19 protein-coding genes and 1 pseudogene are annotated in these 26,602 nt (G+C 69.2%); 14 read left to right on the forward strand and 6 right to left on the reverse strand.

The window, feature by feature from the left end:
- Positions 1-68 precede the first annotated feature (68 nt).
- Together AC25Y0_RS06965 and AC25Y0_RS06970 are read right to left on the reverse strand one after the other, a co-directional pair.
- Positions 69-1,538 carry an NAD-dependent succinate-semialdehyde dehydrogenase gene (locus AC25Y0_RS06965; protein ID WP_488134426.1) on the reverse strand — a complete coding sequence of 490 codons (1,470 nt, stop codon included), beginning with the start codon at positions 1,536-1,538 and terminating at the stop codon, positions 69-71.
- Between the two features lie 161 nt (positions 1,539-1,699).
- Positions 1,700-1,996 carry a hypothetical protein gene (locus tag AC25Y0_RS06970; RefSeq protein ID WP_488121971.1) on the reverse strand — a complete coding sequence of 99 codons (297 nt, stop codon included), beginning with the start codon at positions 1,994-1,996 and terminating at the stop codon, positions 1,700-1,702.
- Positions 1,997-2,201: 205 nt separating this feature from the next.
- Between AC25Y0_RS06970 and AC25Y0_RS06975 the strand changes: the two genes are divergently transcribed.
- Positions 2,202-3,851 carry a thiamine pyrophosphate-binding protein gene (locus tag AC25Y0_RS06975; protein ID WP_488121970.1) on the forward strand — a complete coding sequence of 550 codons (1,650 nt, stop codon included), beginning with the start codon at positions 2,202-2,204 and terminating at the stop codon, positions 3,849-3,851.
- A 4-nt stretch (positions 3,852-3,855) separates the two neighbouring features.
- Here AC25Y0_RS06975 and AC25Y0_RS06980 read toward each other — a convergent pair whose 3' ends face one another.
- Positions 3,856-4,752 (reverse strand): LysR family transcriptional regulator, encoded by an 897-nt coding sequence (locus tag AC25Y0_RS06980; protein WP_488134427.1) that lies wholly within the window; start codon positions 4,750-4,752, stop codon positions 3,856-3,858.
- A gap of 12 nt (positions 4,753-4,764) precedes the next feature.
- Here AC25Y0_RS06980 and AC25Y0_RS06985 point away from each other — a divergent pair, with 12 nt between their 5' ends.
- Both AC25Y0_RS06985 and paaK read left to right on the forward strand, forming a co-directional pair.
- Positions 4,765-5,418, forward strand: a complete 654-nt coding sequence (locus AC25Y0_RS06985; protein ID WP_488134428.1) for a hypothetical protein — start codon at positions 4,765-4,767, stop codon at positions 5,416-5,418.
- Positions 5,419-5,483: 65 nt separating this feature from the next.
- Positions 5,484-6,787, forward strand: a pseudogene (gene paaK, locus AC25Y0_RS06990) (phenylacetate--CoA ligase PaaK).
- 70 nt (positions 6,788-6,857) lie between these two features.
- Here paaK and AC25Y0_RS06995 read toward each other — a convergent pair.
- Entirely contained in the window at positions 6,858-8,732 is a 1,875-nt protein-coding gene (locus AC25Y0_RS06995; RefSeq protein WP_488134429.1) for an FAD-dependent monooxygenase, read from the reverse strand.
- A 35-nt stretch (positions 8,733-8,767) separates the two neighbouring features.
- Positions 8,768-10,156 carry an MFS transporter gene (locus AC25Y0_RS07000; protein ID WP_488121965.1) on the reverse strand — a complete coding sequence of 463 codons (1,389 nt, stop codon included), beginning with the start codon at positions 10,154-10,156 and terminating at the stop codon, positions 8,768-8,770.
- Between the two features lie 107 nt (positions 10,157-10,263).
- Here AC25Y0_RS07000 and AC25Y0_RS07005 point away from each other — a divergent pair, with 107 nt between their 5' ends.
- The 11 genes from AC25Y0_RS07005 (at position 10,264) to AC25Y0_RS07055 (ending at position 24,930) form a co-directional block, all read left to right on the forward strand.
- The gene (locus AC25Y0_RS07005; protein WP_488134430.1) at positions 10,264-11,760 is read left to right on the forward strand and encodes a fumarylacetoacetate hydrolase family protein; all 1,497 of its coding nucleotides are present in this window, start codon (positions 10,264-10,266) and stop codon (positions 11,758-11,760) included.
- Complete coding sequence (locus AC25Y0_RS07010; RefSeq protein WP_488122286.1) at positions 11,760-12,485, forward strand: GntR family transcriptional regulator; 726 nt, start codon at positions 11,760-11,762, stop codon at positions 12,483-12,485. Before AC25Y0_RS07005 ends, AC25Y0_RS07010 begins: the two co-directional genes overlap by 1 nt.
- A gap of 25 nt (positions 12,486-12,510) precedes the next feature.
- Entirely contained in the window at positions 12,511-14,061 is a 1,551-nt protein-coding gene (gene hpaE / locus AC25Y0_RS07015) for a 5-carboxymethyl-2-hydroxymuconate semialdehyde dehydrogenase (protein WP_488121963.1), read from the forward strand.
- A 41-nt stretch (positions 14,062-14,102) separates the two neighbouring features.
- Positions 14,103-15,269: a 3,4-dihydroxyphenylacetate 2,3-dioxygenase gene (hpaD, locus tag AC25Y0_RS07020; RefSeq protein ID WP_488121962.1), complete on the forward strand. Its 1,167-nt coding sequence runs from the start codon at positions 14,103-14,105 to the stop codon at positions 15,267-15,269.
- An 87-nt stretch (positions 15,270-15,356) separates the two neighbouring features.
- Positions 15,357-16,142 (forward strand): 2-keto-4-pentenoate hydratase, encoded by a 786-nt coding sequence (locus AC25Y0_RS07025; protein ID WP_488121961.1) that lies wholly within the window; start codon positions 15,357-15,359, stop codon positions 16,140-16,142.
- A complete protein-coding gene (locus AC25Y0_RS07030) occupies positions 16,127-16,927 on the forward strand; it encodes an HpcH/HpaI aldolase family protein (RefSeq protein WP_488134431.1) in 801 nt (266 codons plus the stop codon). Before AC25Y0_RS07025 ends, AC25Y0_RS07030 begins: the two co-directional genes overlap by 16 nt.
- 42 nt (positions 16,928-16,969) lie before the next feature.
- On the forward strand, positions 16,970-20,671 hold the full coding sequence (locus AC25Y0_RS07035) for a nitrate reductase subunit alpha (protein WP_488121959.1): 3,702 nt from the start codon (positions 16,970-16,972) through the stop codon (positions 20,669-20,671).
- Positions 20,671-22,347, forward strand: coding sequence for a nitrate reductase subunit beta (gene narH / locus AC25Y0_RS07040; RefSeq protein WP_488121958.1), 1,677 nt, complete (start codon positions 20,671-20,673; stop codon positions 22,345-22,347). The genes AC25Y0_RS07035 and narH overlap by 1 nt, the downstream gene beginning before the upstream one ends.
- Positions 22,344-22,964: a nitrate reductase molybdenum cofactor assembly chaperone gene (narJ, locus tag AC25Y0_RS07045; RefSeq protein WP_488121957.1), complete on the forward strand. Its 621-nt coding sequence runs from the start codon at positions 22,344-22,346 to the stop codon at positions 22,962-22,964. The genes narH and narJ overlap by 4 nt, the downstream gene beginning before the upstream one ends.
- Entirely contained in the window at positions 22,964-23,731 is a 768-nt protein-coding gene (gene narI, locus AC25Y0_RS07050) for a respiratory nitrate reductase subunit gamma (protein WP_488121956.1), read from the forward strand. Before narJ ends, narI begins: the two co-directional genes overlap by 1 nt.
- On the forward strand, positions 23,728-24,930 hold the full coding sequence (locus tag AC25Y0_RS07055; RefSeq protein WP_488121955.1) for a nitrate/nitrite transporter: 1,203 nt from the start codon (positions 23,728-23,730) through the stop codon (positions 24,928-24,930). The genes narI and AC25Y0_RS07055 overlap by 4 nt, the downstream gene beginning before the upstream one ends.
- A gap of 10 nt (positions 24,931-24,940) precedes the next feature.
- On the opposite strand, the gene AC25Y0_RS07060 is transcribed toward AC25Y0_RS07055, so the two are convergent.
- Positions 24,941-26,599 (reverse strand): PucR family transcriptional regulator, encoded by a 1,659-nt coding sequence (locus AC25Y0_RS07060; protein ID WP_488121954.1) that lies wholly within the window; start codon positions 26,597-26,599, stop codon positions 24,941-24,943.
- Positions 26,600-26,602: the final 3 nt, after the last annotated feature.

Consider the following 26,602-nt stretch of genomic DNA (forward strand, 5'->3'; position numbering starts at 1 on the left):
TCCGCGGCCTCAACCCGTCGCCGCGCGTCAAGAAGCACCCTTCTTTCCGGGGCGGCAACGTCCGCGGATCAGAAGGGGTTGGCCGTGAGCGTGTACTTGGTCTGGAGGTACTCGCTGATGCCTTCGGCGCCGCCCTCGCGGCCCAGACCCGACATCTTCCACCCGCCGAACGGCGCCGCGGCGTTCGAGACGACGCCGACGTTGAGGCCCATCATGCCGGTCTCGAGCCGTTCGATCATGCGCTGCCCGCGGGCGAGATTCTCGGTGAAGACGTACGAGACGAGCCCGTACTCGGTGTCGTTCGCGAGCCGCACGGCGTCGTCTTCGGTGTCGAAGGGGATGATCGCGAGCACCGGCCCGAAGATCTCCTCGCGGAGGATGTCGCTTCCGGGCTGCACGTCACTGATGACGGTCGGCTGGTAGAACGTCCCCGTTCCCTCGAGCCGCTCGCCGCCCGTGCGCAGCGTGGCGCCGCGACCGACGGCATCCGTCACGAGCTCTTCGGCTTTCGCCACGGCCTTGTCGTCGATGAGGGGCCCGATCTGCACGCCGTCGTCGGTTCCACGGCCGATCTTCATGCCCTGCACGCGCTCGGTCACCCGCGCGGCGAACTCATCGGCGATGGAGCGGTGGACGATGAACCGGTTAGCGGCGGTGCAGGCCTGACCGATGTTGCGGAACTTCGCCAGGAGGGCGCCTTCGACCGCCTTGTCGAGGTCGGCATCGTCGAACACGACGAAGGGGGCGTTACCGCCGAGTTCCATCGACGTGCGCAGCACGCCCTCGGCCGCCTGCTCGAGCAGGCGCTGGCCGACAGGGGTCGATCCCGTGAACGACAGCTTGCGCAGGCGAGGGTCTCTGATGATCGGCTCGGACACGGCGCCGGACGACGACGTCGCGATGACGTTGACGACGCCCGCCGGCACGCCGGCCTCCTGCAGCAGCTGCGCGAAGTACAGCGTCGTGAGGGGCGTGAGCGCGGCCGGCTTGATGACGACCGTGCACCCGGCGGCCAGGGCGGGGGCGATCTTGCGGGTGGCCATCGCGAGCGGGAAGTTCCACGGCGTGATCAGGTAGCACGGGCCGACGGGATGCTGCGACACGATCATGCGGCCGGTGCCCTCGGGGTTCGCCCCGTAACGACCCTGTATGCGCGGGGTCTCCTCGCTGAACCAGCGCAGGAACTCTCCGCCGTACGCGACCTCGCCGCGCGCCTCGGCGAGGGGCTTGCCCATCTCGATCGTCATGAGCAGCGCGAAGTCCTCTTTGCGCTCCTGCAGCAGGTCGAACGCACGGCGCAGGATCTCGGCGCGTTCCCGGGCAGGGGTCGCCGCCCAGGCGGGGAACGCGTCGACAGCCGCGTCGAGAGCGGCCTTGCCGTCGGCCGGTCCCGCGCTCGCGATCGTCTTGACGACCTCGCCCGTCGCGGGATCGAACACATCGAGCGTGCGTCCGTCTGCGGCGGCACGCCACTGGCCATCGATGAACAGCCCGTCCTCGACGGATGCCAGCAGCTCGGTCTCACGGTTGAGGCTCACGGGGGACTCCCTCGTCATATCCGGGATGCCGCCTCACGCGGCATCCTCAAATCGTATACGATCTCGCGGTTCGCGGTCCTATTGTCACCCCGACGCACGCGTAGCGGCGATGTGCTGCGTGTACAGAACCCGGCCGTGACCCCTCCGTCGCGGCGAACGGATCAGAAGCTCTCGACGAACCGCACGTCCGTGTCGGCGATCCGATCGGGCTCGCCGGCGAAGGCGGCGGCGCGAGCGTCGGACGCCTTGTACTCGGTCTCGAGCGCGAGGAAGGCCTCTTCATCCCCCTCGATGCTGACCGCCCAGATGAACTCGTTCGTCTCGCGGATGCCGTACGCGAACTCGATCTCGAACCCCGCCGCCGGCCGAACGACCCTCATCGTCCTGCCCCACCATGCGACGAAGTCGTCGTATTGTCCGTCGACGAGGGTGTACCGGCGCAGCTGGGTCGTCTTCATCCCTCCATCATGGCCCCCGCTGTGACCACGAGAGAGCGCATCGAAAGGGCCGAGCCGACCGGGGGGGGCGAGACCTATACTCGAACCGTCCGGCGGCTGCTGCCGCCCGGTGCTCGAAAAATGGGCACGCAGCCGCCCCGACAGGGGTCTGGGCGCGCGAGACACATACGGCCTTGCTTCGTCGTCCCTGTTCTCGGGAGTTCTCATGCCCACCGTCTCCGCCCACGTCGCCGTGACCCTCGCCCGCCACATCGATCACGTCTTCGGTGTCATGGGCAACGGCAACGCCTGGTTCCTCGACGCCCTCGTGCGCGACACCCCCGCCGGGTACACCGCCGTCCGGCACGAAGCGGGCGCCGTCGTCGCCGCCGACGCATTCCATCGCGCGTCGGGGCGCCTCGCCGCCGCGACCGCGACGTACGGCGCGGGATTCACCAACACGCTGACCGCGCTCGCCGAGGCGGTGCAGGCGCACGTGCCGCTCGTGCTCGTGGCCGGCGACGAGCCGACGTCGGGCCCGCGCCCGTGGGACGTCGACCAGATCGCCCTCGCGTCGGCGGTCGGTGCGCGCACCTACACGGTCGGCCGGGCGGATGCCGCGGCGACAACCCTCATCGCGATCGAGCACGCCCTCACCTACCGCGTGCCCACCGTGCTCGCGATCCCCTACGACGTCGCGACGCTCGAGGCGGGGCCCGTGCCCGAGACCCTCGCCCCGCGCCTGCCCGGCCCCCTGCAGCCGAGCCCGTTCGGGCGCGAGAGCGTCATCGAACTCGCCCGCACCCTGGCCGGAGCGCGACGCCCCTTCCTGCTCGCGGGCCGCGGGGCGTGGGTCTCCGGGGCAAGTGACGCTCTCGGCGTGCTCGCCGATGCCACGGGCGCGATCACGGCGGGCACGGCACTCGGGCGCGGAGTGTTCCCCCTCACGGAGTTCGACCTGGGCGTGACGGGTGGCTTCGGCGCCGAAGCAGCCATGGAACTCGTCCGCGACGCCGACGTCGCCGTCGTCTTCGGGGCCTCGCTCAACCAGTTCACGATGCGCTTCGGCGAGCTCTTCTCGCCCGCCACGCGCGTCGTCCAGGTCGACGTCGCACCCACCGCGACGCATCCGCATGTCGGCGGCTACATCCGCGGCGACGCCCGCGTCGTCGCCGAAGCACTCAACATCGAGCTGGCCGCGCTCGGTGCGACATCGTCGGGGTGGCGCGAGGCGGTCGACATCGCCGCGGTGCGCACGCAGGAGCCGGGCGAGGGCGTCGCAGCCGACGGCCGTCTCGACCCGCGCAGCGTCGCGGCCCGCATCGGCGACCTGCTGCCCGAGGATCGTGTCGTCGTCTCGGACGGCGGGCACTTCATCGGGTGGGCCAACATGTACTGGCCCGTCGCCTCGCCCGACCGCATGATGATGGTCGGCACGGCCTACCAGTCGATCGGGCTCGGATTCCCCTCGGTTCCCGGGGCGGCGCTGGCCAGGCCCGAAGCGACCATCGTGCTCACGACAGGAGACGGCGGCGGGCTGATGGCGCTCGCCGACCTCGAGTCGGCCGTGCGCGTCGCGGGCGGGCGCGGCCTCACGGTCGTGTGGAACGACGGCGCGTATGGCGCCGAGGTGAATCTGTACGGCCTCAAGGGCGTCGCAACGGGTCCCATGATGATCCCCGATGTCGACTTCGCCGGACTCGCACGCGCCGTCGGCGCCGAGGGCGTCATCGTGCGCGAGCTCGCGGATCTCGACCGCCTCGCCGCGTGGACCCGAGAAGACCCCGCCACTCGCCCCCACCTGCTGCTGGATGTCCGCATCTCGGGCTCGGTCGTCGCGCCCTACCAGCAGGAGATCATCCGCGTGAACTCCTGACCGCCTACGCGGGCGGAGCCCCGTGTGAGACAGCGGTGGCCGCCGCGGCGCGGCGCAGATCGCGGATGGCCGAGCGGGAGTCGGTGCGCCGCGTGCAGAGGTAGACGTGGCACTCGCCCGCGTCGGCGACCGGCCGGTACACGACCCCCGGATGGTGGAGCCGAGACGCCACGGACGCGGCGGTCATCAGCAGGTGCCCCTCGAAGGCCACCTGGTTGAGCGCCTCCTCCATCGTCTCGACCCAGGCGCCGTAACGAACCGGAGCGCCGCTCGGTCGCGGATCGACGACCCAGAACCGCGTCCATTCCCGCGCCGTGCCGGCGGCGCCGATCATCGAGTGGCCGTCGAGATCGGCGAGGGTGACCTCGACGAGGTGCGCCAGCGCTGAGTCGACCGGAACACCCACGACGCGCGGCTCGACGTGCACGGGGATCATGTCCAGTCCGTCCGTGCCGGCGTAGGGCGGACGCGCGAGCGAGGCGTCGACATCGCCCGCGAGCAGGCGACTCACTTGCTCGCCCCACCCGACCTGCACGAGTCGGATGCGGGTGTCCGGGCGCGACCGGCGATACGTCCCGAGGAACCCCGTGTCAGGTCCTGCGGGGTAGCCGTTGATGGAGCCGATGCGCAGCTCGGGATCCACCGTCTCGCCCATCGCGAGGCGAGCGTGCGGGAGCGAGACGGAGGCATGCTCCATGAAGCGCTCCCCCGCCGCCGTGAGCCGCACGGGCTTTGTGCCGCGCTCGACGAGAACCATACCGACGGCGCTCTCGAGCCGCTGGATCTGCTGCGTCATCGCGGGTGGCGTGATGTGCAGTCGTTCCGCGGCGCGCGTGAACGCGCCTTCCTCGATCAGCACGGCGAGCGAGTGCACGAGATTGAGGTTCAGAAACTCCGTCATCGCAGCCTCCACATGACGATCACGACCCCACCCGCCGCCGAGCCGCGCACCTCGTACGAGTACGAGTTCGTCCATCAGATGGATGACATCGACGCGCTCATCACCGAGACGATCCCCGCCCGCCGCCGCATCCTGATCAACTACCGCCGTCACGGGATGCTGGAGGTATCGGGCCGTTACGACGAGCTGCTCGCCGAGAACATGACCGTCCGCCACCCGAAGTACCGCATCTTCGAGGGCGGTGCGGGCATCATCCTGGACGGGATGCAGCAGGTGCGCGACTTCTACGCGATGCTCGCCGACATGGACATGCTCGTCATGTGGACCGGCCGGCAGAACATGGCCGTCGCCGAGTGGGGCTTCGCGGGAGAAGCGGAGTTCAGCCAGTTCGTGCCGGGCAGGCTGCTCGGCGACAATGTGTTCGCCTCGGCCGGCGACGAGTCGGCCGCGAGCTCGGAGTACGACGCCGACAGCTGGTACCTCGTGCGGCGCACGCTCGCGTTTGCCTGGATGTACGACGAGAATCAGCTCATGATCGGCGAGCACGTCTCCGAGGACACCGAGTCCAAGGTCGTCACGCCGGTATCCCCTGACGAGGTCATCACGGGTGCCCGCGCCGCAGAGCTGCTGGCCGGAATCATCGACAAGTACCCGCCGGGCGGATGACCCCGAGCCGGCGGACCCGGGCATGATCCGGGTCCGCCGGCTCCCTTCTCGAGAAACGGAACCCGATGCCGACAACAGCGCCTGAGACCCGAGGCGACGACCTCGACCCCGAGGAGCGGATGTCACGGGACGAGATCGAGGCGCTGCAGTTGTCGCGGCTGCAGCAGACCGTGCGCCACGCGTACGCGAACGTCCCCCTCTACACCCTCAAGCTCGACGAGGCGGGGGTGCACCCCGACGACATCCGCTCGCTCGGCGACCTCGCGCTGCTCCCCTTCACGACGAAGGAGGATCTGCGGCAGACCTACCCCTTCGGCATGTTCGCCGTCCCGATGGCGGATGTGCGGCGCATCCATGCCTCCTCGGGAACCACGGGACGGCCCACGGTCGTCGGATACACCCAGGGGGTCTGGACAACTGGGCCGCACTCGTGGCTCGCTCCCTGCGAGCGAGCGGGGTGCGGGCAGGGATGAAGGTGCACAACGCGTACGGGTACGGGCTGTTCACGGGCGGTCTCGGTGCGCACGCCGGCATCGAGCGGCTCGGCGCGACGGTCATCCCGATGTCGGGCGGCCAGACCGCGCGGCAGGTGCAGCTCATCCGCGACTTCGAGCCCGACGCGATCATGTGCACGCCGAGCTATCTGCTCGCGATCGCCGACGCGATGGAGGCGGCCGGGATCGACCCGCGCAGAACGAGCCTTACCGTGGCGATCCTCGGCGCCGAGCCCTGGACGAACGAGATGCGTGTCGAACTCGAACGCCGGCTCGACCTCGACGCGGTCGACATCTACGGACTGAGCGAAGTCATGGGTCCGGGCGTCGGCAACGAATGCGTCGAGACGAAGGACGGCCCGCACCTGTGGGAGGACCACTTCATCCCCGAGATCATCGACCCGGACGGCGAGCCGCTGGCCGACGGTGAACGAGGTGAGCTCGTCTTCACCTCCCTCACGAAAGAGGCCTTTCCCGTGTTGCGCTACCGGACGCGCGACCTCACGCGCCTGCTTCCCGGGACGGCACGCCCGGGGATGCGCCGGATGGAGAAGATCACCGGGCGCAATGACGACATGATCATCCTGCGCGGCGTCAACATCTTCCCGACGCAGATCGAGGAGCTCGTGCTCGGCATCGAGACGCTCACGCCGCACTTCATCATCGAGCTGACGCGGGCAGGCCGACTCGACGCCATGACGGTGCGCATCGAGCGCCCACCGCATCTGGAACGGGCCGTCTGCGAAGCGGCGACGGACGTGCTCGCGGAGCGCATCAAGATCCACATCGGGTCACGCGTGGCCGTCCAGCTGGAAGAGCCCGGCGCGCTGCCGCGCAGCGAGGGCAAATACCAGCGCGTGTACGACCGCCGCTGACCCCCGAAAGCTCACCCGCCGCGCTTCGCCGCCCCTCCCACGCAGGAACGGGCGGCGAAGCGACGGGTGGTCAGGACATCGAGCGGTCGAAGAAGGCGGCGAGCTCCGCCGTCGCCGTCAGCGGCAGGACCGCCGCGACGTACTGATCGGGGCGCACCACGACCACGACGCCGTCACGCGACAGACCGCGCTCGGCGAAGATGTCGACGGTGTTCCAGCGAGCGGGGCCGGCGGCGAAGACCTTCTCCCAGTCGGTCAGCGCGAGCGGGCCGGACTGCGGGCGGAAGATGTCGGGCGCGCCCAAGAGGTCGACCTCGTCGTAGGACTGCTGGTAGATCGCCTTGACGTCGAAGACCGCGTCGATGTCGGCACCCTGAGGCGTGTGACGACGCACGGGCGAGTCCTCGGCGGTGGCCATCCACTCACCCCATTCGGCGAGGGCCGTGCCCGCGGCATCCGCGAAGGCATACACGCGCCAGCGACCATCGGCGGTCGCGTGGTGCCCCAGGTGCACGGCGTTGCCGTCGCACGCGAGCGTCACAGGAGCCGATGCGAAGCGCTTGCCGAGCGGGAATCCCGTCGCGAGCGCCTGGTGCGTGGCATCCCCTACGATCGAGGACTCTTCGTACTGCGTCATGAAGCCGGACGGGAACTCCGCGGTCGCGAGGTAGTGGGTCGCCAAGTCCTGCGGATCGGAGATCTCCTCGGGCTTGCGCGCCATGAGCGCTGACCACTCCCGGTCGAAGTCGATGAGCTGCTGGGCGACGGGCTGACGCTCGGCCGAGTAGGTCGACAGCAGGTCGACGCCGCTGCGCCCCGTGAGCACCGAACCGAGCTTCCAGCCGAGATTGAATCCGTCCTGCATCGACACGTTCATGCCCTGGCCGGCCTTCGCGCTGTGCGTGTGGCACGCGTCGCCCGTGAGGAAGACCCGTGGCGCCCGGTCAGAGCCCACCTCGACGTCGTCGAACTTGTCGGTGACGCGGTGTCCGACCTCGTAGACGCTCGACCACGCGACCTCTTTCACGTCGAGCGTGTAGGGGTGCAGGATGTCGTTCGCCCGGCGGATGACCTCTTCGACGGGCGTCTTGCGCACGCGGTGGTTGTCATCTTCAGCGACCTCACCGAGGTCGACGTAGATGCGGCTCAGGTAGCCGCCCTCGCGCGGGATGTGGAGGATATTGCCCGCGGCCGAGTTGATCGCGCACTTCGTGCGCCAATCCGGGAAGTCGGTGTTCACGAGCACGTCCATGACGCCCCACGCGTGCAGCGCCGCGCTGCCGGTGTGCTTGCGCCCGATCGCCTCGCGCACTCCGCTTCGTGCACCGTCGCTGCCGACGACGTACTTCGCGCGGACCGTGCGCTCCTGCCCTGCACGGTCGCCCCCGACGTACTTCACCCGCACCTCGACGGGGTACTCCCCCTCGTCGTGCACCGTGAGCCCGAGGAACTCGACCCCGTAGTCGGGCACGATGCGCCCCGGGCCGTTCGCCGCCGCTTCGGCGAAGTAGTCCAGCACCCGCGCCTGGTTGACGATGAGGTGCGGGAACTCGCTGATGTCGTACGCGTAGTCCTCGGTCCGCGACGTGCGGATGATGTTCTTCGGGTTCTCGGGGTCGGCGTTCCAGAAGTTCATGTAGCCGATGTTGTACGCCTCGGCGATGATCCGCTCGGCGAAGCCGAACGCCTGGAACGTCTCGACGCTGCGCGGCTGGATGCCGTCGGCCTGACCGAGCGGCAGTCGCCCCTCGCGGCGCTCGATGATGCGCGTCGCGACGTCGGGGAACTGCGACATCTGCGCTGCCAGCAGCATGCCCGCCGGGCCGGACCCGACGATCAGCACATCCATCTCGTCGGGCAGGTCCGCGGGTCGGACGAGGCCGATCCCGGCGGCCGGCTGGACGCGCGGATCCTTCGAGACGTAACCGTGGTGATGGAACTGCATGAGTCCTCCTCGCTGTCGTCAGGCTATGGTTCGGCTCACGCCTTGGACAGTCCGTAGATCGGGCTGACCGACTGCTCGGCCTCGTGGTCGGGTCCGAGCGGAATCCCGGAGCGGTCGCGCAGCAGCAGCGTCGCGATGAGGCCGACGACCGTCATGCCGGCCAGGTACCAGGTGACCGAGTCCGTCGTGCCGGTCGTCTGCACGAGCCACTGGGCGATCATCGGGGCAAAGGCGCCACCGGCGATCGCGCCGATCGCGTACGAGATCGACACACCCGAGAAGCGGATACTCGCGGGGAAGAGCTCGGTGTAGAGAGCCGCCTGCGGCCCGTACGTGAAGCCCAGGCCGATCGTCAGGATCGCCAGGCCCGCGAAGAGCAGTCCGACGTTTCCGGTGTTCACGAGCGGGAACAGCGCGAACACGCCGCCCAGCTGCAGGACCCAGCCGATGAGGTACGTCGTGCGACGACCGATCCTGTCGGCGATCCATCCGGCGAACAGGGTCGAGGCCAGCCACGTCACGGCCGAGCCGGTGACAGCCCACAGCACGGGACCGCGCTCGAGCTGGAGCGGACCCTCGGGGTTCGTCGCGTAGCCCTGGATGTAGCCGCCGGTCGTCATGTAGCCCACCGCGTTGTTGCCCGCGAAGACGAGCGCGGCGATGATCACGAGCAGCAGGTGGCGCTTGAACAGCTGCACGATCGGCATCTGCGCCTTCTCTTTGCGCGCGGCGAGCTCGGTGAACACCGGGCTCTCCTCGACCTTGCGACGCACGTAGTAGCCGATCAGGATCAGCACGATGCTCAGCAGGAACGGAATGCGCCATCCCCACTCGAGGAATGCATCGCCGGGCGCGATGATCGCCATGAGCGCCATGATGCCCGAGGCCAGCAGCAGCCCGAGCGGCACGCCGATCTGCGGCGCCGCGCCGAAGACGCCGCGGCGGGTGCGGGGTGCGTGCTCGACCGCCATCAGGACGGCACCGCCCCATTCTCCGCCGGCCGAGATGCCCTGCACGATGCGCAGCAGGATGAGCAGGATCGGGGCCGCGACGCCGATCGTCTCGTACGTCGGAAGGACACCGATCAGGGTCGTCGCCGCACCCATGAGGATGAGGGTCACCATCAGCACGAACTTGCGGCCGTACTTGTCGCCGAAGTGCCCCGCGAGGAACGCGCCGAGCGGGCGGAACAGGAAGCTCACGCCGACCGTCGCGAACGAGATCAGCAGGCTGTTGACGCCCAGGCCTTCGAAGAAGAGCTGACCGAAGACGAGACCGGCGGCAGAGGCGTAGACGAAGAAGTCGTACCACTCCACGGTCGTGCCGACGACGGTCGCGAAGACGACGCGTCGACGGTCTTTGTGTGAGGCGATGGTGCCGGTGGGAGTGAGGCCCCCGGATCGGCCCTGCTGTGGTGTGCTCATCGTCGATGCTCCCGAAATGTGACGTCGATGTCGGGCAAAGGTGTTCGCTTGCCCCGTTCCGAAGGATCATATACGATTTCGGATACGACGCAAGAGCGAGGGAGCTCATGACTGACAACATCGCACTCGGAACCGGGAACGACGATCCCCGCTTCGCCGCGTTGCCCGTCCGCCCGGGCAAGATCATCGCCATCCATCTCAGCTACGCCTCACGCGCGGATCAGCGCGGCCGGCGCCCCGCGCACCCCTCCTACTTCTTCAAGCCCTCCAGCTCGGTCGCCGCGACCGGCGGCACGGTGGAGCGGCCCGCCGGGACGGAACTGCTCGCCTTCGAAGCCGAGATCGCCCTCGTCATCGGCGCCCCGGCGCGGCGCGTGTCGATCGCCGACGCCTGGGACCACGTCGCGTTCGTGACGGCCGCCAACGACCTCGGACTCTACGACCTGCGCGCGAACGACAAGGGCTCGAACGTCCGCTCGAAGGGCGGCGACGGGTTCACGCCGATCGGCCCCGGCCGGATCGATGCGCGCGCTGTCGCCCCCGACGCCCTCCGCGTGCGCGCATGGGTCAATGGTGAGCTCGCGCAGGACGACACGAGCGCCGGGATGATCTTCCCCCTCACTCAGCTCGTCGCCGACCTGTCGCAGCACTTCACGCTCGAGACCGGCGATGTGATCCTGACGGGAACGCCCGCCGGGTCGACCGTCATCGGGCCCGGTGACGTCGTCGAGGTCGAGGTCGATGCACCCGCTGCCGGTCTCACGACCGGCCGCCTCGTCACGACCGTCACGGCGGGCGACGTGCCGTTCGATGCCGAGGTCGGCTCGCTGCCGGCCGTCGACGACACGCAGCGTGCCGAAGCCTGGGGCTCGCGCCAAGCGGCCGGGCTCCCGCCCGCTGATGCCCCCACGCTTTCGCCCGAGCTGCGCGCCAAGCTCGAGCGGGTGCCGGTCGCGGGCCTGTCGCAGCAGCTGCGCAAACGCGGCCTCAACAACGTCACGATCGACGGCGTGCACCCTCTGCACCCCGCGGCCAAGATCGTCGGCACGGCGAAGACCCTGCGGTTCGTCCCGAGCCGCGAAGACCTCTTCAAGAGTCACGGCGGCGGCTACAACGCGCAGAAGCGCACGTTCGACGCCGTCCGAGACGGCGAGGTCATCGTCATCGAGGCCCGCGGAGAGAGCGGATCGGGAACGCTCGGCGACATCCTCGCGATCCGCGCCCACGCCCAACGGGCGGCCGGCATCGTGACCGACGGCGGCGTGCGCGATGTCGACGCCGTCACCGCGGTGGGCATCCCCGTCTACACCGCCGGCGCACACCCCGCCGTCCTCGGCCGCAAGCACGTGCCGTGGGACCACGACATCACGATCGGATGCGGTGGCACGACCGTGCAGCCGGGCGATGTCATCGTGGGCGACGCCGACGGGGTCATCGTGATCCCGCCCGCCCTGGCCGAAGAGGTCGCCGACGCGGCTCTCGCCCAGGAGGACGAGGATGCGTGGATCGCCGCCCGTGTCGCCGAAGGGAACCCCATCGACGGACTCTTCCCGATGAACGCGGAATGGCGGGCACGATTCGACGCCGAGGTGAACCCCTCGTGATGCTCCGGCAGCCGCAGGAATCGGCGGCGGAAGACGACGCTGCGGCGGGCACGGCGCTGCCGAGCAAGTCCCAGCGCGCCTACTGGTGGGTCAAGGAGCGGATCGAAAGCCAGGAGTTCACGCCCGGCTACCGCCTGGTGCTCGGCACGATCGCGCACGAACTCGACATGAGTGTCGTGCCCGTGCGAGAAGCGATCCGTCGCCTCGAGGCCGAGGGCCTCGTGATGTTCGAGCGCAACGTCGGCGCACGCGTGTCGATGGTGGACGACTCGCAGTACCGGTACAGCATGCAGGCCCTGTCGATCCTCGAGGGCGCCGCGACCGCCTTGTCCGCGCGCGGCCTGCAGACCGACGACATCCGACGGGCCCGGTCGATCAACGAGCTCATGATCGAGACGCTGGACCAGTTCGACCCGCGCGCCTTCACACGGCTGAACCAGGAGTTCCACAGCGTCCTGTTCTCGACGTGCCCCAATCCGCGGATGACCGAGCTCGTGCAGGGCGAGTGGGCCCGCCTCGGAAACCTGCGCGACTCGACGTTCAGCTTCGTGCCCGGCCGTGCGGCCGAATCCGTCCGCGAGCACGAGAACATCCTGCACCTCATCGAGACGGGCGCACCGCTCGGCGAGATCGAGAAGGCCGCGCGCCGCCACCGCTCGGCGACCCTCGATGCCTACATGACCCACGAGCACCCCGATGAGAGCCTCGGGATCCCGACACTCTGACCCCCTCCCGCGAAGGAGCAATCCCATGACCGACACCGCCAGCCGATACGTCCCCGCTGACCTGCCCGACCGAATCCAGCACTACATCGACGGAGAGTTCGTCGACTCGATCGACGGCGACACGTTCGACGTGATCGACCCCGTCTCGAACGAGGTCTACGTGCGGGCCGCTTCGGGCAAGAAGGCCGACATCGAGCGCGCCGTCGCCGCTGCTGACCGCGCGTTCCGCGAAGGCCCCTGGCCCCGGATGCTGCCGCGCGAGCGATCGCGCATCCTGCACCGTGTCGCCGATCTCGTCGAGGCGCGCGACACGCGGCTCGCCGAGCTCGAGTCGTTCGACTCGGGACTGCCGATCACGCAGGCCCTCGGCCAGGCGAGGCGTGCGGCCGAGAACTTCCGGTTCTTCGCCGATCTGATCGTCGCGCAGGCCGATGACACCTACAAGGTGCCGGGCCGGCAGATCAACTACGTCAATCGCAAGCCGATCGGTGTCGCGGGGCTCATCACGCCCTGGAACACGCCGTTCATGCTCGAGTCGTGGAAGCTCGGCCCTGCTCTGGCGACCGGCAACACCGTCGTGCTCAAGCCGGCGGAGTTCACGCCGCTGTCGGCGTCGCTGTGGGCGGGCATCTTCGAGGAGGCCGGCCTGCCCCGGGGCGTGTTCAACCTCGTCAACGGCCTCGGCGAAGAGGCCGGCGATGCTCTCGTGAAGCACCCCGGCGTGCCCCTCATCTCGTTCACGGGTGAAAGCAGCACGGGTCAGCTGATCTTCGGAAACGCGGCGCCCTACCTCAAGGGGCTGTCCATGGAGCTCGGCGGCAAGTCCCCCGCCGTCGTCTTCGCCGATGCCGACCTCGACGCCGCGATCGACGCGACGATCTTCGGTGTGTTCTCGCTCAACGGCGAGCGCTGCACCGCCGGTTCGCGCATCCTCGTGCAGCGCGAGGTGTACGACGAGTTCGTCGCGCGTTACGCCGCGCAGGCGAAGCGCGTCGTCGTGGGCTACCCGCACGAGCCCGAGACCGAGGTGGGTGCCCTCGTGCACCCCGAGCACTTCGACAAGGTGATGTCCTACATCGAGATCGGCAAGTCCGAAGGCCGGCTCGTCGCCGGCGGTGGCCGCCCCGAGGGTTTCGACACGGGCAACTTCGTGGCACCGACGGTGTTCGCCGACGTGGCACCCGATGCCCGCATCTTCCAGGAGGAGATCTTCGGACCCGTCGTCGCCATCACCCCGTTCGACACCGACGAAGAAGCCCTCGAGCTCGCGAACGGCGTCAAGTACGGCCTCGCCGCCTACGTGTGGACGAACGACCTCAAGCGCGCACACAACTTCGCGCAGGCCATCGAAGCCGGCATGGTCTGGCTCAACTCCAACAACGTGCGGGACCTGCGCACACCGTTCGGCGGCGTCAAGGCTTCGGGTCTCGGACACGAGGGCGGCTACCGCTCGATCGACTTCTACACCGACCAGCAGGCCGTGCACATCACCCTCGGCAAGGTGCACAACCCGACGTTCGGCAAGCAGGCGCCGCGTGCCGAGATCACCGAAGCGTCCGAAGACGCCGAGTCCTGACCCGCCGACGCGACCGTCGACCGACAATCAAGGAAGCTGACATGACCCACCGTGACGACATGACGCTGACCTCCTCGGGCTTCTACGTGAGCCAGGAGGCGCCGATCCGCTCCGACAATCCCGTCCCGACCCCCACCTCCCCGGCACCGGACATCCTGCGCTGCGCGTACATGGAACTGATCGTGACCGACCTCGCCGCGTCGCGAACCTTCTACGTCGATGTGCTCGGCCTGTATGTGACCGAAGAGGACGACGACGCGATCTACCTGCGCTCGACCGAGGAGTTCATCCACCACAACCTCGTGCTGCGCAAGGGCGACATCGCCGCCGTCGCGGTCTTCTCGTACCGAGTGCGCGCGCCCGAAGACCTCGACAAGGCGGTCGCCTTCTACGAGGAGCTCGGATGCCGCGTCGAGCGCCGTGCCGACGGCTTCACGCGGGGCATCGGCGACTCGGTGCGGGTTGAGGACCCGCTCGGTTTCCCGTACGAGTTCTTCCACGACGTCACGCACGTCGAGCGCTTGGCCTGGCGGTACGACCTGCACACCCCGGGCGAACTGGTCCGCCTCGATCACTTCAACCAGGTCACCCCTGACGTGCCGCGCGCGGTGGGGTTCATGCAGGACCTCGGGTTCCGCGTGACCGAGGACATCCAGGACGATTCCGGAACGGTCTACGCCGCCTGGATGCGCCGCAAGCCCACCGTCCACGACACCGCGATGACCGGGGGCGACGGGCCGCGTATGCACCACGTCGCCTTCGCGACCCATGAGAAGCACAACATCCTCGCGATCTGCGACAAGCTCGGGGCTCTGCGCCGTTCGGACGCGATCGAGCGCGGCCCGGGCCGTCACGGCGTCTCCAACGCCTTCTACCTCTACCTGCGTGACCCCGACGGCCACCGCGTCGAGATCTACACGCAGGACTACTACACAGGCGACCCGGACAACCCGGTCATCACGTGGGACGTGCACGACAACCAGCGCCGCGACTGGTGGGGCAACCCCGTCGTGCCGTCCTGGTACACCGAGGCATCCCTCGTGCTCGACCTCGACGGCAACCCGCAGCCGGTCACCGCCCGCACGGACTCGTCCGAGATGGCCGTCACGATCGGCGCCGACGGGTTCTCGTACACCCGTCGCGACGAGGGCGAGGACTCGATGCCCGAGTACAAGCAGGGCGAGTACAAGCTCGGTCACCAGCTGTGACCTGCAGTGCGGGCGGCGCCGGTGCGCGTCGCCCGCACTCTTCCCTGCACGCGCGCACGCATGAACGAATGACCGAGGAGAAGCACGATGCTGCCCCCCGAAACCATCGCCCGGATCGCGGATGAACTCGCCGAAGCGGATCGCACGCACAGCGTGATCCCGCGCATCACGGCCCGTTTCCCGGACGCCACGATCGAGGACTCCTATGCGATCCAGGGAGTGTGGCGCGACAAGAACCTCGCGGCGGGCCGCACACTCGTAGGTCGCAAGATCGGCCTCACGTCCAAAGCGATGCAGGACGCGACCGGCATCACCGAACCGGACTACGGCGTCATGTTCGACGACACCGTGTATGCCGCCGGCGCCGGTATCCCGGCCGACCACTTCTCGAACATCCGCATCGAGGTCGAGCTGGCGTTCGTGCTGAAAGCGCCGCTGGAAGGCCCCGATTGCACTCTCGAGGACGCCCTCGCCGCGATCGACTACGCCGTGCCCGCCCTCGAGGTGCTGAACTCGCACATCGAGATGGAAGGACGGACGATCGTCGACACGATCGCCGACAACGCCGCGTACGGCGCGATGGTGCTCGGTGATGTGCACAAGCGCCCCGACGAGATCGACCTGCGCTGGGTGCCGGGCCTGCTGTACCGTAACGGCGAGATCATCGAGACGGGCGTCGCCGCCGGGGTGCTCGATCACCCCGCGACGGGGGTCGCGTGGCTCGCGAACAAGTTCCACCAGCACGGCGCCCGGCTCGAGGCGGGCGAGATCATCCTCGCCGGGTCGTTCACCCGGCCGATGTGGGTCTCGCGCGGCGACGAGGTGCGCTGCGACTATGGGCCGATGGGAGTCATCGAATGCCGTTTCGTCTGACGCCGACCTTCCGCGATCGGCTGGCCGCGGCCGATCGCCCGCTCGCCGGCATGTGGATCTGCTCGGGCTCGCCGTTGGTCGCCGAGATCGGCGCGGGATCGGGCCTGGACTGGCTGCTCATCGACATGGAGCACTCTCCGAACGGGCTCGAGTCCGTTCTCGCGCAGCTGCACGCCGTGTCGGCGTATCCCGCGACTCCGCTCGTGCGCGTGCCGATCGGCGACGTCGTGACGATCAAGCAGGTGCTCGACCTCGGCGCGCAGAATCTGCTCGTGCCCATGGTGTCTTCGGCCGACGAGGCCCGCAGCGTCGTCGAGGCGGTGCGGTATCCCCCGCGGGGGCGACGCGGCGTCGGGTCGGCGCTGGCCCGGTCGGCCCGCTGGAACCGCGTCGACGACTACCTCGCGGACGCCGACGCACACGTGTCGCTCTTCGTGCAGATCGAGACGGCGGCCGGCGTCGACGCGGCCGCTGAGATCGCCGCGGTCGACGGGGTCGACGGCGTCTTCGTCGGACCGAGCGACCTCGCGGCATCCATGGGGCTGCTCGGGGAGCAGACCCACCCCGACGTCATCGCCGCCGTGCACCGGACGTTCGACGCGGTGAGCGCTGCCGGAAAGCCCGTCGGCGTCAACGCCTTCGACCCGGCCACGGCTCAGTCCTACCTCGATGCGGGCGCGGCGTTCGTGCTCGTCGGCGCCGATGTGGCACTGCTCGCGCGCGGTTCCGAGGCTCTCGCCGCGCGGTGGAGCACGGGCGGCGACGGCGAGCGCGCGTCATACTGACGCCTCTACCGCAGAACCCCCCGGTTCGGTATCGTCCGGGACATGACGCCTGCCACCGGTGTTGACGGTCCGGCTTCCGACGCTCTTCTGAAGGTCGGCAGGTTCTTCACGCGGTGGGATGAGACCGCCGACGGCCGCGCCGTGTTCCGCGAGGGCGGTCGCGACGGAGACGCGTTCTACCGCGAACGCTGGAGCCACGACAAGGTCGTCCGCTCGACGCACGGCGTCAACTGCACGGGTTCGTGTTCGTGGAAGGTGTACGTCAAGGACGGCATCATCACGTGGGAGGCCCAACAGACCGACTATCCGTCGGTCGGCCCCGATCGCCCTGAGTACGAGCCCCGCGGTTGCCCCCGCGGGGCTGCGTTCTCTTGGTACACCTACTCCCCCACGCGCGTGCGCTATCCCTACGTCCGCGGCGTGCTGCTCGAGGACTACCGCGCAGCGAAAGCGCGCACGGGGGATCCCGTCCTCGCCTTCGGGGAAGTGACGACGAACCCCGAGACCCGCCGCAGATACCAGCGTGCGCGGGGCAAGGGCGGTCTCGTGCGCGCGTCGTGGCAAGAGGCTGTCGAGCTCGTGGCGGCCGGCTACGTGCACACCATCAAGGAGTACGGTCCCGACCGGGTCGCGGGGTTCTCGCCGATCCCCGCCATGTCGATGGTGTCGCACTGCGTCGGCACGCGGTTCACCCAGCTCCTCGGGGGCGTCATGACGTCGTTCTACGACTGGTACGCCGATCTGCCGGTCGCGAGCCCGCAGGTGTTCGGCGACCAGACGGATGTGCCCGAATCAGGGGACTGGTGGGACGCCACCTATCTCATGATGTGGGGCTCGAACGTACCCGTCACCCGCACGCCCGACGCGCACTGGATGGCCGAAGTGCGCTACCGCGGCACGAAGGTCGTGACCGTCTCGCCCGACTACGCCGACAACACCAAGTTCGCCGACGAGTGGCTGCCCTGCCAGGCGGGCACCGATGCTGCGCTGGCCATGGCGATGGGCCACGTCATCCTCAAGGAGCGCTACGTCGACCAGCGCATGCCGTTTTTCGTCGACTTCGCCCGCACGTACACCGATCTGCCGCACCTCATCACGCTCGTCCCGCACGCCGACGGCGGCCTCGTCCCGGGCAAGTTCCTCACCGCCGCCGATCTCGGCGAGACCGCCCCCGAGGACGCCTGGAAGACGGTCGTGCTGGATGCCGCGTCGGGCGAGCCGCGCGTGCCGAACGGGTCGCTCGGGTTCCGCTACGCCGAGTCGGGCGAGGGCCGCTGGAACCTCGACCTCGGCGAGGTTCTGCCCGCCCTGTCCGTGCGAGACGCGGATGTGTCGGAGGAGCCGGCCGAAGTGCTCTTCCCCCGGTTCGATGCGCCCGACGGCTCGGGCGGCATCCTGCGCCGCGGAGTTCCGGCGACGCGCGTGAACGGGGTGCTCGTGACGACGGTTCTCGACCTCATGCTCGCGCAGTACGGTGTCGCCCGGGACGCGCTGCCGGGCGACTGGCCGACAGGGTACGACGATGCCTCCGTCCCCTACACGCCCGCGTGGCAGGAGGACATCACGGGCGTGCCCGCCGAGGCCTGCACGCGGATCGCGCGCGAGCTGGCACAGAACTCGGCCGAGTCTCACGGTCGCACGATGATCATCATGGGCGCCGGTGTCTGTCAGTGGTTCCACGGCGACGCGACGTACCGCTCGATCCTGGCGTTGCTGATCCTCACCGGTGCGATGGGGCGAAACGGAGGCGGCTGGGCGCACTACGTGGGGCAGGAGAAGTGCCGACCGATCACGGGCTGGCTGTCGCTCGCGAACGCCCTGGACTGGGTTCGGCCGCCGCGCACGATGATCGGCACGGCCTACTGGTACATGCACACCGACCAGTGGCGCTACGACGGGTACGCGGCCGACGCACTCGCCTCGCCGCTGCACGAGGGCAACCTCACCGGCATGCACACCGCCGACACGATCTCGCAGGCCGCACGACTCGGGTGGATGCCGTTCTACCCGCAGTACGACGCGAACCCCCTCGACCTCGCCGATGACGCCGCCGCCGCCGTGGCCGCGGGCGAGGCGACGGATGCCGCCTCCTATGTCTCGTCGCGGCTCGTCGACGGCAGCCTCACCACTGCCATCTCGGACATCGACGCCCCGTCATCGTGGCCCCGCCTTCTCACGCTGTGGCGGTCGAACCTGATGGGCTCCTCGGCCAAGGGCAATGAGTACTTCCTCAAGAACCTGCTCGGCACGCACCACAACGTGATGGGCGCCGAAGAGGCCGAGATCCGGCCGACCGAGATCGCGTGGCGTGACGAGGTGCCCGAGGGAAAGCTCGATCTGCTCGTGTCGGCGGACTTCCGCATGACCTCGACGACCCTGCTGTCCGACGTCGTCTTCCCCGCCGCCACGTGGTACGAGAAGCACGATCTGTCCTCGACCGACATGCATCCGTTCGTGCACGCCTTCACCCCCGCGATCGACCCGCCGTGGGAGGCGCGCAGCGACTTCGACATGTTCCACGCGATCGCGCGCCGATTCTCGGAGCTCGCCGAGACGCACCTGGGTGTGCGGCGGGACATCGTCTCGGTGCCCGTGCAGCACGACACCCCCGGCGAGACGGCGCAGCCCGGCGGCGTCGTCCGCGACTGGGCTCGCGGAGATGTCGCACCGACGCCGGGAACGACGATGCCTCAGCTCGTGGTCGTCGAGCGCGATTACACCGCCATCGCCGACAAGCTCGCGACGATCGGCCCTCTCGCGGACCGACTCGGGTTCACGACCAAGAACGTGACGTACGACATGTCCGCCGAGGTGGAGCGCCTCGCCCGCACCAACGGCGTCATGCTCGGCGGTGCCGCCGAGGGGCGCCCGGCGATCGACACCGACGTGAAGATGGCCGAGGCGATCCTCGGGTTCTCGGGCACGACGAACGGCGAGCTGGCGGTGCAGGGGTTCACCACGCTCGAGAAGCGCGTCGGCAAGAAGCTGCACGACCTGGCAGAGGGGTCCGAAGAGAAACGGATCACGTTCGCGATGACGCAGGCCGCACCCATGCCGGTCATCACCTCACCGGAGTGGTCGGGATCCGAGACCGGCGGCCGGCGCTACGCGCCGTTCACCATCAACATCGAGCGACTGAAGCCCTTCCACACGCTGACGGGCCGCATGCACTTCTACCTCGACCACGATTGGATGCGCGACCTCGGCGAGGCGCTGCCGATCTATCGGCCGCCGCTGGACATGCATCGCCTCTTCGGCGAACCGAAGCTCGGGCCCGATGGCCGGCAGCAGGTGGTCGTTCGCTATCTCACTCCGCACTCGAAGTGGTCGATCCACTCGGAGTACCAGGACAACCTCTTCATGCTGTCGCTCTCGCGCGGCGGACCGACCGTGTGGATGAGCCCCGCGGACGCCGCCGCGATCGGCGCCGCCGACAACGAGTGGGTCGAGTGCATCAACTCCAACGGCGTGCTCGTCGCGCGCGCCGTCGTCTCGCACCGGATGCCCGAGGGCGTCGTGTACGTGCATCACGCGCAGGAGCGCACGATCGACGTGCCGAAATCCGAGGCGACCGGCCGGCGAGGCGGCATCCACAACTCGGTCACGCGCCTGCTCGTGAAGCCGACCCACCTCATCGGGGCGTACGCCCAGCTGTCGTACGCGTTCAACTATCTCGGTCCGACGGGCAACCAGCGCGACGTGACGGCGACGATCCGACGCCGCAGCCAGGAGGTGACGTACTGATGCGTGTCATGGCTCAGATGGGCATGGTGATGAACCTCGACAAGTGCATCGGGTGCCACACGTGCTCGGTCACGTGCAAGCAGGCGTGGACGAACAGGGCGGGCACCGAGTACGTCTGGTTCAACAACGTCGAGACCCGGCCGGGTCAGGGCTATCCCCGCCGGTACGAGGATCAGCAGACGTGGCGCGGCGGGTGGACCGTCACCAAGCGCGGGCGGCTCAAACTGCGCACGGGCTCGCGGCTCAGCCGGCTGCTCACGATCTTCTCGTCGCCCGTGCAGCCCAAGCTCGAGGACTACTACGAGCCGTGGACCTACGACTACCGCACCCTCATCGACGCTCCGCTCGGCGACGACTTTCCCGTCGCACGGCCGAAGTCCCTCATCACGGGAGAGGACACCCAGATCACGTGGTCGGCGAACTGGGACGACGACCTCGGCGGCGCGACCGAGATGGGTCACCTCGACCCGATGGTCGAGAAGGTGCGGCGAGACTCCGAGGACAAGATCAAGTTCGAGTTCGAGCAGACGTTCATGTTCTACCTGCCGCGCATCTGCGAGCACTGCCTCAACCCGTCGTGCATGGCGTCATGCCCTTCGGGTGCGATCTACAAGCGCAGCGAAGACGGCATCGTGCTGGTGGATCAGGACCGCTGCCGGGGCTGGCGGATGTGCATCACGGGCTGCCCGTACAAAAAGATCTACTTCAACCACAAGACCGGCAAGGCCGAGAAGTGCACGCTGTGCTATCCGCGGCTCGAAGTGGGCCTGCCGACGGTCTGCTCCGAGACGTGCGTGGGTCGCCTGCGGTACCTCGGGCTCTTCCTGTACGACGCCGACCGCGTGACCGCCGCCGCCGCGACACCCGACGAGCGCGACCTGTACGAAGCGCAGCTCGATCTCATCCTCGACCCCGACGACCCCGACGTCATCGCGCAGGCACGACGAGACGGGATCCCCGACGACTGGATGGATGCCGCACGCCGATCGCCCGTCTACATCCTGGCCAAGAAGCACCGTGTGGCCCTGCCCCTGCACCCCGAATACCGCACGATGCCGATGGTCTGGTACATCCCGCCGCTGTCGCCGATCGTCGACCTCCTGAGCGAACAGGGCCACGACGCCGAGTCCAGCAACACCCTGTTCGGCGCGATCGAGGCGCTGCGCATCCCCGTCGAATACCTCGCCGAGATGTTCACCGCCGGCGACACCGCCGTCGTGACGGGGGTGCTGCGCAAGCTCGCGGCGATGCGCGCGTACCTGCGCGACATGACGCTCGAGCGCGATCTCGACGAGTCGATCCCCGCGTCGGTCGGCATGGACGGCGAATCGATCTACGCGATGTACCGCCTGCTGGCGATCGCGAAGTACGAGGACCGGTACGTCATCCCCACCGCCCATTACGAACAGGCGCACGAGCTCGAAGAGCTCGGCTGCTCGCTCGACTTCGACGGCGGCCCGTACGAGAGCGCCTCGGGCCCGTTCGGCGAGGCGAGCGGTGTGCCGACACCCGTCGCGGTCGAGACGTTCCAGGCGCTGCGCGAGCGCCAGACGTCGGGGGCAGCGGCGGGCGGCGAGCAGCTGCGCGGTCGTGTCAACCTGCTCAACTGGGACGGCAACGGCAGCCCCGACGGGCTGTTCCCCGAGCGCGGCGCCGACGGCGGGACACCGAGATGAACCGCGCCGTCGTCTATCGGGCCGCATCGATCGTGCTGAGCTATCCCGACGACGACATCCTCGCCCTGCGAGGGGTCGTGCGCCGCGCGCTAGAAGAGTCGGCGCGAGGTGCATCCGCCTCGTTCGCTCACCTGTTGGACTGGTGGGATTCCTCGACGACCGAGGCCGTGCAGATCGCCTACGTCGATACGTTCGACATGTCCAAGCGGCACGCGCTGTATCTGTCCTACTGGACTGACGGCGACACCCGTCGGCGCGGTCAGGTGCTCGCCGACCTCAAGCGCCGATTCCGCGAGCAGGGCCTGGAGATCTCGGGCACGGGCGAGCTGCCCGATCACGTCCCCCTCGTGCTGGAGTTCGCCGGCCACCGGCCCGAAGCCGGGGCCGCGCTCTTGCAGGAGTACCGCGCGAGCCTCGAGCTCATCCGGCTCGCCCTCGCCGAACGCGCGTCACCGTACGCCGACGTCGTCGCGGCGGTGTGCGCGACGCTTCCCGGACGATCGCCCCAGGATCGCCAGCAGGCGATGGCGATGGCAGCCCAGGGCCCGCCGACCGAGTCCGTGGGCTTGGACGCATACGACCCGCGACTCCTGCCGATGGCGAGCGGAGGGCGCTGATGGACCTGTTCCTGTGGGGAATCCTGCCCTACATCATGGTGGCGGTCCTCGCCGGCGGCCTCGTCTGGCGCTATCGCTACGACCAGTTCGGGTGGACGACCCGCTCCTCCGAGCTGTACGAATCACGGCTGCTGCGCATCGGGTCGCCGCTGTTCCACTTCGGCATCCTCGTCGTCTTGATCGGCCACGTGGTCGGACTCGTCATCCCCGATTCCTGGACCGCGGCCGCCGGCGTGACCGAAGAGGCGTACCACGTCGTCGCGCTCAGCCTGGGCGGGGTCGCGGGCTTCGCGACCTCCGTCGGCATCGGCATCCTCATCTACCGGCGCCGCACGACGGGCCCCGTCTTCATGGCCACCACGAAGAACGACAAGCTGATGTACGTCGTGCTCCTCGCGGCGATCGTCGCCGGGCTCGCGACCACCGTCATCAGCGTCGTCGACCCGCATCCCGACGCGAACTACCGCGACACGGTATCGCCCTGGTTCCGGTCGCTCTTCGTCTTCCAACCACAGATCGAGGCGATGGCGGCCGCGCCGTTCGCGTTCCACCTGCACACGCTCATCGGCATGGCGCTGTTCATCATCTGGCCCTTCACACGGCTCGTGCACGCCTTCACCGCACCCGTGCACTATCTCTTCCGTCCGTACATCGTGTACCGCTCCCGCGACGGTCGCCCCACGACCGCGGGCGCGACCCAGCGCGCCTGGGTGCCCGTCGGAACACCTGATCGCGAGACGCGCCGCTCGAGGAGGACCCGTCGATGAGCTCCTCCGCCGACACCCTGCCCGGCCGCGGGCGCAATCTGGGCCTGGCACTTCTGGCGTTCGCGATGACCTTCTGGGCCTGGAACATCATCGGACCCCTCGGAGTGCGCTACGCCGAGGAGCTCGACCTCACCCCGACGCAGCTGTCGATGCTCATCGCGACCCCCGTGCTCGTGGGATCGGTGGGGCGGATCGTCACGGGGGCGCTGACCGACCGCTTCGGCGGCCGCGTCATGTTCACGATCCTCACCGCGATCTCTGCGGTGCCCGTCCTGCTGCTGATCTGGGCGGGCGAGACCGGCTCGTACGCCCTGCTCATCGTCGTCGGCTTCGTGCTCGGCATCGCGGGCACGACGTTCGCGATCGGCATCCCGTTCGTCAACGCCTGGTATCCCCCCTCCAGACGCGGCTTCGCGACAGGCCTGTTCGGCGCGGGCATGGGCGGCACGGCACTGTCGGCGTTCTTCACGCCGCGCATGGTCCAGTCGTGGGGGTACACCACGACGCACGTCGTCATCGCGGGCGCGCTTCTGGTCGTCGCCGTCATCGTGTGGTTCGGGATGGCGGACTCCCCCGCGTGGAAGCCCAACCGCGACCGCGTCCTGCCCAAGCTCGCCGGTGCGAGCAAGCTCGCCGTCACCTGGCAGATGTCATTCCTCTACGCCGTCACGTTCGGCGGGTTCGTCGCCTTCTCGACGTACCTGCCGACCTACCTCAGGGAGGTCTACGGATTCGACCTCGCCGACGCCGGGGCACGCACCGCCGGATTCGCGATCGCCGCCGTCATCGCGCGCCCCGTCGGCGGATGGCTGTCGGACCGGGTCGGGCCGGCCACGATCCTCAGCATCTCGCTCGGCGGAGCGGCGGTCATGGCCGTCGTCATCTCGCTGAAACCTCCCCCCGAGCTGCTCGCGGGCGCGAGCTTCATCGCCATGGCGGTCCTCCTGGGCCTGGGCACGGGCGCCGTGTTCACGTGGGTCGCGCAGCGTGCCCCCACCGAACGCGTCGGCTCGGTGACCGGAATCGTCGGTGCCGCCGGCGGCCTGGGCGGCTACTTCCCTCCCCTGGTGATGGGGGCGACGTATGACGCCGTGACGCACAGCTATACGACGGGGCTTCTGCTGCTGTCGATCACCGCGGCCGCAGCGCTCGCCTTCACGATCTTCCTCGGGGCCCGTTCGCGCCGCCTCCGCGCGTGAGCGCTCGGCGTCAGCGGCCGAGCATGCGCAACTGCAGCATCGCGGCGAACCGCGCATCGGCGTCGTCGAGGTCGATCCTGCCGACTTCGGCGGCCCGCCGCAGCCGGTAGCGGAACGTGTTGGGATGCACGAACATCGTCGCCGCCGCGCTCCCGACGTCGCCGAAGTGGTCGAGCCACGCGCTCAGCGTGGCGACGAGGTGACCGCCCGTGCGCTCATCGTGCTCGCCCAGGCGCGCGACGACGCCCGTGACGACATCACCGCGCGCCGCGATGAGATCCCGCAGCTCCAGAAGAAGCGACTCGGTCAGCACATCCGCCATGCGCGCGACGAGGCGCACGGGGCGATCATCGGTCGGCGGATGCTGCTCGCGAAGCACCCGCAGCACGCGCTGCGCCGCGGCGCGTGACCGCGCGACGCCGGCGATGTCGTCGGCGCACGGACCGACGGCGATGACGGCCGGCATGCGCGTGCCGACACGCTCGAGGAAGTCCCGGGCGATCCGCAGAGCGCGCTCCTGATCGTCGTCGCCTGTCACGGGGAGCAGACCGTAGACGGTGTCGCCCACGAGCGCCGCGGCTGATCCCGGCCGCACCGCCGACAGGTGCACGGCGAGCGCATCGGCGAAGCGCTCCCGGTCGGCGAGGAGCTGCTGATCATCCCGTGCCGCCCCGCTCGGTGTCGCCGCCGTGAGGGACGCCGCGACGACGCTGACCGGCTCGCCTGCCAGGCTCAGGCGCGCGAGGGCGTCTCGCGCACCCGCACCACCCTCGAGCGCCGTGCTCACGAGCTCGGCGCGCAGGCGCCGCTGAACGTCGGCTCCCGCGCGCACCCGCAGCATGTGCAGGGCGACGAGCTTCGCCGCGTCGCGCAGCGTCGCGACGCGTTCGTCGGTGAGTGCGCCGTCCATCGCCGCCCAGATCGAGCCGAGCATCTCGTCCCCGGCGCGCACGGCGATCGCGACGCGTTGCGTCGTGACGCCCTCTCCGAGCTGGATCGGATCGACCACGACGGGGTGGTCGTGACGGTACAGCTCGCGGAACACCCCGAGTTCGGTCAGCGTCCGGGCGTAGCGCTCGGGCACCTGGCGCCCGATGATCGTCTCGGCGCGCGAGGCGTCGGCTTCGTCCTGACGCCCCGAGAAGGCGAGCACCCGCGACGAGCGGTCCTCGATCGTGATGGGCGCATTCAGCAGCGCCGCGATCGCGTTCGCGACCGCGAAGAGGTCCCCCGAAGGGAGCCCGCCGAACGACTCGATCTGCGTGCCGCCGATGTCGTCCTCGGCCAGGAGCGAGCGCAGCAGAGCGGCCAGCTGGGTCCACGTCGCGCCTCGCGCGAGGCCCAGCAGCGCGATGCCGTGCGCATCGGCCGCCGTCCGTACGGCGTCGTCGACCGGCACGGGTGAGCGCAGCACGAGCGCGGCGATCGAATGCGGCGCGAGATCGTGGAGGACAGCCGCCAGCTGCGCGGCATCCGGTATCCCGATCCCGAGCACGAGCGCGTGCTCGGGATAGATCGGCGCATCGGCGGGGTCGTGGATGACGACGCCGCCGACGAGGCGCGCCGTGTCGATGCTGCCGTGCGCGATCTCGAGGAGCGTGCCGCCCAGGTCGTCGTAGATCCGGCCGAGACTGGACCGCGCGAACCCGTGCTCCCGAGCGGTGGTCATGAG

Source organism: Microbacterium sp. Y547 (assembly GCF_057669785.1).